Source organism: Acidilobus sp. (assembly GCF_049973875.1).
GTDB lineage: Archaea > Thermoproteota > Thermoprotei_A > Sulfolobales > Acidilobaceae > Acidilobus.
This window is the reverse complement of sequence record NZ_JBMFJI010000035.1, coordinates 1-8,821: the sequence shown is the minus strand read 5'-3', so window position 1 is coordinate 8,821 and position 8,821 is coordinate 1. Positions and strand designations below refer to the sequence as shown.

Here is an 8,821-nt window from a genome sequence, read left to right as displayed (position 1 = left end):
GGGAGGGCGGCCCGCTTTGGTGCCGCGGCGGAGGCTGACCGTCAGCGGCCCTCAAGTCCCAGGAGCTGCATGAGGCGCTCCTCGTCATCCTTGACTCTCATGCTGAGGGAGTTTCGTGCCGTTAGGTCTCGCTCGAGGAGCCGGCATTATCATAGCTGGTGATGGCCTGGGCAGCACGCATTTCACCGCTCAAGGAGACGCGGTCTACGTTAGAAGAAGACTTTTAATCCTTGTATTTCGCTAAAGTCGCAGAGAAAGCCATGGGCTCTGTTCTGGCCTCGGACGAGAGCAGGGGCAGTGAGTGGATATCGCAGGTGAGGGTGAACAGGGTCAGAGGGGTGAGCCTAAACCTTGAGCTGAGGCCCGCCAAGGTAAACATAATCGTGGGCTGTAACGGCTCCTACAAGACCTCGCTCCTGGAGGCCCTTGCCGTGGCCCTCCTGACGTCTGACGTGGACGCGGACCTCAGCAAGTACCCGCCCCTCCTCACGCTCCTCAGCACCATGAGGATGGACCCCGCCTGGGCGTTGAACCTCTCCGAGCTGGACATGGACGTTTCGGTGGACGGGGTTGACGTCAGGTCGGTCGGCAGGGACGAGATACTTAAGGTGCCCTCCCCAGCCCAGTCCCCCGTCATGACCTTCGGGTTTAAGGCTTACTATAACGGCGAGGAGTTCTCTTCGCTAAGGATTGACGTCACCCTGCCGCCTGGCCAGCCCCCAGCCGTGAGCGTGACGAAGAACCTGGCGTGGGACAGGGTTATGAAGTACTTCGCCCGCAGGAGGCCCCCGAGGAGCTACGTCGGGCTCGGGGTCCCCAACCCCGTGGGCCAGGACTTCGTTAAGGCGGTCTCCGCCGTGACGGACTACGCCAGGGCCAGGAAGCTCCTGGAGGCCTTTAATATTGACTTCCTCGGCGTTAAATATGACAGCCTCGGCAACCCCTACCTTGAGGTCCGCCTGGGCAGCTCCACGCTCCACGCCCAGTACGCGGGGGGCGGGTTCGTGACGCTGGCTCTGATGGCCTTGGCGGCCACCAAGGACGTGGTCCTCTTCGACACCCCTGAGCAGCACATGCACCCGTCCCTCCTGTCGGACGCTGTTGACATAGTTGCGGCCTCCGCCTCGCAGTGGTTCATAGCCACCCAGAGCGTTGAGCTGGTGAGGGAGGTGCTGAGGAGGGACGAGCTGGTAAAGGAGGCGCAGGTGGTCTGGCTCTCGAGGAGGCCGAGCTTCAGAGTAATGGACGGCGAGAGGGCGGCAAGGGAGCTCTTCGAGCTTGACTGGGACCTGAGGGGGCCCTGCTAGCCTTGAAGGGCAGGAAGGAAGTCCTCATCCTTGTCGAGGGAAGCATGGACTTGTTATTCGTGTCGGGGATCATCAAGGACGTCGTTGGACAGAACCTGGCCAACAACAATAATAGGGACGATAGGGCGACATATGGCATACACTGCTACTATAAGGAACTCAAGAGCCATGATGTCACGCTTTACCTCTGCAGCGTCGGGGGCAAGGATAACTTGGAGAATGTCTTTGCCGAGAAGATCTGTGAGGCGGAAGATAGAACCGATAGGATCTACCTGCTTATGGACTCTGATGCTAAGGACAAAGTGACCAGCGTAGTTAACAAAATTAGGGCAGGGGGTCTGCCCCCCTGCAACAAAAGCGTTGCAGAAAGGATTGCCATCTACTACGTCGGCAGGAACAACTTGGACCACCTAATCTATGACGTTGTCAAAGATGTTGTAGCTGACAAGCTGGACCCCCGCCTTAGGGATATTGTTGAGGAGGAGGCTAACAACAAAGATGGAAAGAAAAAGGTCTACCTGGTGCAGTACATAGCCAGGAAGGTGCGGGAGGAGGGCAGCAGCGACTTCTGGTTCGACCTTGGATCCTTTGCCAAGTACCTGGCAGAAAATTACAGGGGCCAGTTCCTTGATAGGGACGAGGGCCTCCATAGATTCGTTGACGATTTAAAAACCACCTTGGATAAGTTAAGGAGGAACTCAGGGGACATCTCTATCACTTCATAAAAAGGCGCCGAGCGCGTGGTTACGGCTGAGCGGGCCTGCAGGGTCAGCGATAGAAGCCCCAGCTGAACGCGGCTTCAACATGATGCCCACGGCCAGAGGGCCCTCGCCTTGGGTCGTCCGTAAAGTGAAGCTCACGCTCCAGGACTCAGGGGTCCCTGGCCTTTGTCCTTGGCCGTCAAAAGGGTATTGCCGTGGCCAGCGCCGCGTGTCGCTGTCTTTCAACCCCGTTAGTCGGACCCCACGTAAGCCCGCCTCTGAGGACCTTCCTGATGGAGGGCCTCTCCCCCTCGGCCTCAGCGACAGTCCTGCCGGACGCGCCGAGCAGGTCGTCATAAAGCCTGATCAGGGGCCAGGCGCTCTCCCTCACGCCCACAAGGCAGCTGAGGAGCCGCGCCACGGACTCCTTAGTGAAGGAGCTGTAGGCCTGGGCCGCCGTCGCGTCCAGGCCGAGGTCTTAGCGGTGAGCACGGCGTTACGCTGACATACCTAGCAGCGAAGGCTTGAAGGACAGCGACGGCCCCACTGCACAACTTCAGTGAGGGCCCCCGCGGCGCCGCAGTTGTCGTGCCATCATGACGTGAGCCTCCGCGCGGCCCAGCATGGCTCTTCCTCTACTTAAGCTTTGAGGCGGCGCTGCGGAGCATGAAGTACGACGCCAGCAGCAGCGCCATTATAATGAAGAGGGCGACCTCAATGAGGTCGCCGGCGGTGCTAAGGTTCATAGCCGGGACCGCCAAGGCCATCATGAAGGCGAAGAAGAGGCCAACTAGCACGTCCCTGCCCGCCCTGGCGTAGTATCTCCTCTTCACCACGCTGCTCGGGCTGGAGTGGTCCTTCGAGATGGATTTGTTGGCATTCGTCACCGCAATAACCATGATAAGGCTCATGATGAACAGGAACCCAGAGCTTCGGCATCGCGAAGGCCGTGAAGAAGGAGATCAGCAGCATGGGTCACAGGAGGACGAGGGCCCATTGTTTATCTTCCTCGCCCTCCCCGCGCGAATGAAGGCAACCCTGGCCAGGTCGATAGCCCGCGCCGTTGCGGTCCACGTCGTCTGCGGCGGCCCGCTCGTCTCGGTGGGCATAGCAGTCGCGGCTACAGAGTATGGAACTCCCCCACGCCTGTCCCCATCCCAGGGAACGCTATCGAGGAGAGACCTAGCTCCTCGGCCAGCTTGAGGGCTGCCCTCATTGCGGGCCTCATGTTCTCCTCGCCTATTCTGGAGGCCGGGTAGCGCATCGTGGGGACGTGTATGACGAACCTCGCCTTCAGCCTGCCGACCCCTGTAACGATGGCGTTTCCAACCTCAACGGGAGCCTTGGACATGGCCTCCTGTTCTATTGACGCTCCTCCCTTCCTCTTAATGGCGCCGGCCACGCCGCCCCCCATTATCATGAATGAGTTGGCCGGTTGACAATAACGTCGACGACCTCTTCAGTTATGTCCCCCCCGCTTCACGATAACCTCAACGCCCCTATAGTTAACGGCAAGCAACGAGCTACCCTCGCAGAACCTGGACGATCACTAATAAAATATGTTGCTGTAGGCCCCAGGACCCCGGAGGTCTTACGAGCTCTGCCTCACCTCCATTTCCTTTATCTCATCGGTTGCCTTGGACTTAAGCTCATCAAGTCTGTCCAAGATCTGGTAGAGGTCCTTAAGCTCCGTCACCATGAACTTGACGTGACCCTTGAGCGCCTTGTAGGCGTTCTCGCTCAAGGTGTCATCCCTTACTATCACTGCTGAGGCCCCTAGCTCAAGTATCCCCTGGATCGCTGCCTCCTCGCCGAACTTGGGGGCCGGGTTCTCGTACTGCTCTACGACCTTTTGCTCCTCATCGATTATCGCCAGGACATCTGCGTCCTTCAGGGGCCTGAGGACGAAGTCCTCAGCCCCATAAAACAGCGCTATCCTTAACCTATTGTATCTCCTAGCCTGCTGGCCGCCCCCAGCCTTCCCCTGCTGGGGGGCCTTGAGGGCCCCAGCCGCGGCCATGTCTACTATGTCCCTCAGCACCCTCGCAGCTGCCGGGGGCGGGGGGCCTTCGCTGGTGCCCTTCAGCGCCTCCGAGACGCGCCTCATAACGTCGCCCGCCGTGTCGTTTTGCTTGAGCGAGGCCGCCACGAGCACGGCTATCGGGGGCTCCCTCACGCATGAGCCGTCGGGCAGGCACACCTCGACAACAGGCCACCCCTCCCTCACCTGCACGCCGCTCACGTTTAAGACCAGGTCGGGGCTGACCTCGGGCGACAGGGACCTCACCTTGGCCGCGTAGGCCTCGGCGGAGCTGGCGTAGTCCGCCACCTCCTTCAGGAGCTGAGGCGTCAGCTCAGCCCCCCTGAGGTCTGGCGGGGGGCCAGGGGGAGGGGGAAGCCCGAGCGCTGTAGCCACCTCAGAGGCCCTCCTGTATGAAGCTGCCATGCCCGACAGCGCGGCAAAGGCCTCGGACAGCGCGGCGTAGGCAGAGAACGCCACGTCCACGGCGGCCCTCTCGTCCCTGACGTCAACGAACACGCCATCCCGGGCGTCCCTGTAGGCCTCGCTGGCCAGCCCGAGCACTCCCCAGCACGTCACAGGCCTGGGAGGGGCCCACAGGGCCACGGCGGCCCTGCCCCTGAAGCCGAGCTCCCTGGCCCTGTACGCCAGCCTCCAGTACTGGGACACGCGGGCCCCCGCCAGCGCGGGGAGCACGAGGACGGCGGAGAGCACGGGGTCCTCCTCCACAATGGAGGGCGACCTGAGGCCGAGGAGCTCCCCGGGCTGCTTCTTGAGCTGCCCGGCCAGGGCCTCAAGGAACCTGCCGCTGTCCCCGACGGCTGAGGCCAGCTTGCCCGACAGCATGAGGTCCACTATCATGTCCGGGCCGTGAAAGCCCCTCAGCCTCTCGGACTTGTCGTAGTCGCCCGCGGCGCACAGGCCCCTGGCGGCCGTCTTGAGGTCCCTGGAAAGGGCCGTCAGCCTGCCCCTGAAGCCCTCGCCCGCCAGGGCCGAGGCGGCCTCCTTGACGTCCCCCGCGGACCTCACGCCGAGGCTTGAGAGGTAGAAGGCCGCCGCCTCCTGGGCCCAGCCGCGGGCCACGTCAACGGCCACAGCTATGGTCAGGGCCCTCTCCACGAGCTCGATGCTGTCGTTAACGCTGGTGGGCTCGCCCACCTCGCAGAGTCTGCTCAGCTCCCTGACCCCTGTCGCCGGCAGTTCGCTGGTGCAGGCGGCGCTTATGTACCGCCTGGAGTCGGCCACCATGTAGCTCCTGAGGCCCGTGGCCCTCCTCCTTATGTCCTCCACTGATATGTGGTAGTCCCTCAGGAGCCTTGACAGCTCCCTCGCGTCCCTCGCGCCCCTCACTACTGACTTCAGCTCGTCGTAGGCCGTCACGAGGTCCCTCATCTCATTCATGCGGTCCTTAAAGACAGCGCTGAGGGGAGGGGAGGGGTTGTGAAGGACGTCATCCAGGTACTCCAGGAACGCCTCCTCCTCGCCCAGGCCGAGGGACGCGGACACTTCTACCACTTCTGTCAGCCGTAGGCGTTGATGAACTCCTCAGCCATCTCAGTGGCCTTACGCTGGACAGTTATAATTGAGTTCCTGAGCTCCTGGAGCTCCCTCAGGGCGAAGTAGTCCCCCTTCTTAGACGCCTCGACCTCGGAAAGCTTCGTCAGGGTGGCCTCCAGGCTGTTGGCCGCGCTTGAGAGCACGTTGTAGACGTCCGACACCGTCTCCTTTATTCCCAGGAGCGCCCTGTCTATGACCTCGCTCCTGGCGACCCTGTTAGCCTCGGCTATTTTGTCTATGTCAGCCTTAACCTTGGGCACCTCCAGCGACGCTATGTCCTCGGCCAGCCTGCTTATCTTCTCCATGGGGACCGCGGTGCCGCCCTTTGAAAGCATGTCAATGGCGCTTGAGGCCTCCTTCATGTAGCTGTCGAAGGCGTTCCTTATCCCGGCGAGCCCCTCGTAGACGAACGCCAGCCTCAGGACCCCCCACATGTCTATGTAGTCAAGCTCCGGGTCGTAGCTTGACCAGAATTCAACTACCCTCTTCACGCCCTCCGCCGGCGACATGCCGCTCACCCTGACGCCCGTCAGGTCCTCGAAGTCCTTGAAGTCGCCGTAGAAGAGTGAGTGGTGAAGGCCTATGTTCTTCTGGAGCTTCAGCTGCTCGTAGCTCCTCTTCAGGTAGCTGAGGTCTGTGAAGACGTAGTCCCCCTTCCCAGCTACGCTCCACAGGTATATCCCGTGGATTATCCTGTAAGACGATATCGAGAACTTCTTAGCGGGGACGTAGCCCAGCCTGAAGGCGGGGTTGGAGGCCTTGCTCTGCAGGGCGAGGGTTATGGTCTTCTCGGTAGGGAAGTCGGCAGTTGACACGTTCTCAGGCGCCGTGGTGACGAGCTGCAGTATGTTCCTTATGGGGGGAGTGTAGACCACGCCCTCCCTCGCCAGGTCGGGGTTGTACTTCCTCACGAACTCTATGAAGGAGCTGGTGCTCCCTATGGGGGCCTTTATCAGGTCATAGTTGAGGTTGGTCATGGTCTGCCCGACCCCAGCCAGGGTGCCCGAGAGGTTGGTGAGCGCCGACTTGAAGGCGTCCTGCAGCCCCAGCCTGGTTATCATGCCGTAGAGGTTGGCCGTCTGCAGCTGGCCCACGTCTATGTCATCAGGTGACTTCACGGGGAACACGTACTCGATGGACGATATGGGCGGCGACCTGAGGAAGCTTATCGTTTCCGAGACGGCCGCCCTGAACTCCGACACCCGCCTGCTCAGCTCTGGGTACCCCAGGGACTCGGACTGCGACATGAGCCTCTTGTAGTCGCCCTCCAGCGACGCCGCGGTCACTGCGCCCGTCGAGAGGTCTGACTTGATGGAGAGCAGGTCCTTCATCATGTCCTGCTTCTTCCTCTCGAAGTTGGGGTACATGAGCGCTGACTGCATGTCCCTGTAAAGGGCGTCTATGTCATTTAGTATGCCGGACACGTCCGACTTGAGGGTGTTGAGCGAGGCCTCAGCGTCGCTGAGGGTGTTCCTGATGTCCTTCTCCCTCGACTCAACCTCGCTGAGCACGGGCTCGCCAACCAGCTTGAGCCACGAGAGCTTCGACGCCGGGAAGTAGATCTCGTACCTGCTGAAGGTCAGGAGGTCTATGGGCTGCAGGTACGTCCTCAGGTCCTCCAGGTCGAAGGTGTGGGCGAAGGCGGTCCCCTGCTCGACCCCCTTGCCCTCGCCCTTCCTAGGCGCCCCTGAGGTGCCCAGGTCGAACAGGAACCTTGAGATGGCGAGGCCCATCATGAGGTCCACGTTCCTGACCGGCTTCTCCCTGCTCACCAGGAAGAAGAAGTCGAACGGGTAGTTCATGCCCTGCGAGGAGCCGTGCTTCAGGAGGTAGACCAGCTCCTTGATGGCCGCGTAGGCGTTGGCATGGTTGACCGCGGACTCGTCCTCCTTAGGTATGACGCTCACGCCAGCCACTATTGGGTCGACGCCCGTCAGGTCCTTAACGGCCTTCTTGAGGTCCATGGTTATCTTGAGGAACGACCCCGAGCCGGTCCCCCCTCCGAGCGAGGTCAGGACTACGATCATGGTGCCTGAGTACCCCGTTGCCGACTTGAGGGATTCCAGCCTGTGCTTGACCTCGTCTATGAACGCGCTCCTGATTGCATTGTAGGCCGCGAGGCCCGCGAACCTGAGGTTCCCTGCGGCCTGGACCGGTATCTCGGACTCCTGGTAGAGGCCCGATATCCAGGGGTTGGTGAACCTTATGGAGTCCGGGGTCATGGCCTCGTAGTGGTTGAAGACGTAAAGCTTCGGCGCGACCTCCGTGCCCTCGTACTGCTTCCTCAGCCTCTCCGCGTTGGAGGAGTTGAGGTCGAAGAAGACGAAGAGGAAGGGGTTGGTGGGCTCGTCCTTTATCGCCCCCTGCGAGCGCAGGTACTCTATGTAGCTCTCCAGGAGGGCTGAACCCCCGCCCCCTATGCCGACGATCACGTAGTTAACCTTGGGTATTGAGAACTCCGGCATGGTTGGGCGCTCGTTCACGCCCTTGATGATCACGTCCGGGTTCCTGTCGGCTATGTCCTTCAGCTGCGTGGACCTCTCTATGAGCGCCCTCGTGCTTGATATGTTATCCCCTATCTTCTTCAGCCTGTCCGACAGCGAGGAGGCGTCCGTGCGGGCCTTGTTGTACCTCAGCTTTACGTTGTTGTACCTGTTAGCCAGCGACTGGTACTGCCTGTACTTGCCGTAGAACATGGCGAGGGGCACTACCAGGAGCACCACGCTTATGCCGAGCAGCACGGAGTAGATGACGTAGAGCAGCACGGTGGGCAGCGCGGCGAGCCCCGGCGACATGAACGAGTATATGGCAACCCCCAGCAGCGTGAGCACGGACCAGGCCACGGTGTAGGCGATGTTAATGATGCTGATCCCTGACTCCTTGATTATTATCTTGCCCGTCAGCATCCACAGGGCTACGAACTCCAGCGCGGCGAGACCTATGCTTATTATTCCGGCGTAGGAGAAGAGGGCCGGCACTAAAAGACTTCCCATTTGTTTTTCACTCTCTGCCAAATAAGTTGTGCGTTAATTATGGCATAAAAAACTTTTGATATTTCCTATAAAAATATGTTATATATTTGTGCCTGAGGGCAAAGCCCTGCCGAATCAGGGGTCGGACTTTCACTGAGGCTTCATGAACTTTTGCTCAGCCTCTCGCCCTCATCCCCCCTGTCCGACTCCCCGCGCCGTCTACGGGAGCGGCAGTTGAGCCACTCCCCTCGAGGACGCGGGGAG

Annotated in this window: 7 protein-coding genes; 2 read left to right on the top strand and 5 right to left on the bottom strand. The window is 60.7% G+C overall.

Annotated features, from left to right (window positions below; all coding sequences use genetic code 11):
• The first annotated feature begins 260 nt into the window (after positions 1 to 260).
• Together ACP5H1_RS07620 and ACP5H1_RS07615 are read left to right on the top strand one after the other, a co-directional pair.
• Positions 261 to 1,307: a hypothetical protein gene (locus ACP5H1_RS07620; protein ID WP_427973693.1), complete on the top strand. Its 1,047-nt coding sequence runs from the start codon at positions 261 to 263 to the stop codon at positions 1,305 to 1,307.
• 2 nt (positions 1,308 to 1,309) lie between these two features.
• Positions 1,310 to 2,032, top strand: a complete 723-nt coding sequence (locus tag ACP5H1_RS07615) for a hypothetical protein (RefSeq protein WP_427973690.1) — start codon at positions 1,310 to 1,312, stop codon at positions 2,030 to 2,032.
• A 175-nt stretch (positions 2,033 to 2,207) separates the two neighbouring features.
• Here ACP5H1_RS07615 and ACP5H1_RS07610 read toward each other — a convergent pair whose 3' ends face one another.
• The 5 genes from ACP5H1_RS07610 to ACP5H1_RS07590 form a co-directional block, all read right to left on the bottom strand.
• Positions 2,208 to 2,405 (bottom strand): hypothetical protein, encoded by a 198-nt coding sequence (locus ACP5H1_RS07610; protein ID WP_427973687.1) that lies wholly within the window; start codon positions 2,403 to 2,405, stop codon positions 2,208 to 2,210.
• Between the two features lie 238 nt (positions 2,406 to 2,643).
• Entirely contained in the window at positions 2,644 to 2,844 is a 201-nt protein-coding gene (locus ACP5H1_RS07605; protein ID WP_427973684.1) for a hypothetical protein, read from the bottom strand.
• 284 nt (positions 2,845 to 3,128) lie between these two features.
• Positions 3,129 to 3,410 carry a macro domain-containing protein gene (locus tag ACP5H1_RS07600; RefSeq protein WP_427973681.1) on the bottom strand — a complete coding sequence of 94 codons (282 nt, stop codon included), beginning with the start codon at positions 3,408 to 3,410 and terminating at the stop codon, positions 3,129 to 3,131.
• A gap of 189 nt (positions 3,411 to 3,599) precedes the next feature.
• Positions 3,600 to 5,543 (bottom strand): hypothetical protein, encoded by a 1,944-nt coding sequence (locus tag ACP5H1_RS07595; protein WP_427973679.1) that lies wholly within the window; start codon positions 5,541 to 5,543, stop codon positions 3,600 to 3,602.
• Positions 5,544 to 5,548: 5 nt separating this feature from the next.
• Positions 5,549 to 8,599 (bottom strand): tubulin-like doman-containing protein, encoded by a 3,051-nt coding sequence (locus ACP5H1_RS07590; protein WP_427973677.1) that lies wholly within the window; start codon positions 8,597 to 8,599, stop codon positions 5,549 to 5,551.
• Positions 8,600 to 8,821: the final 222 nt, after the last annotated feature.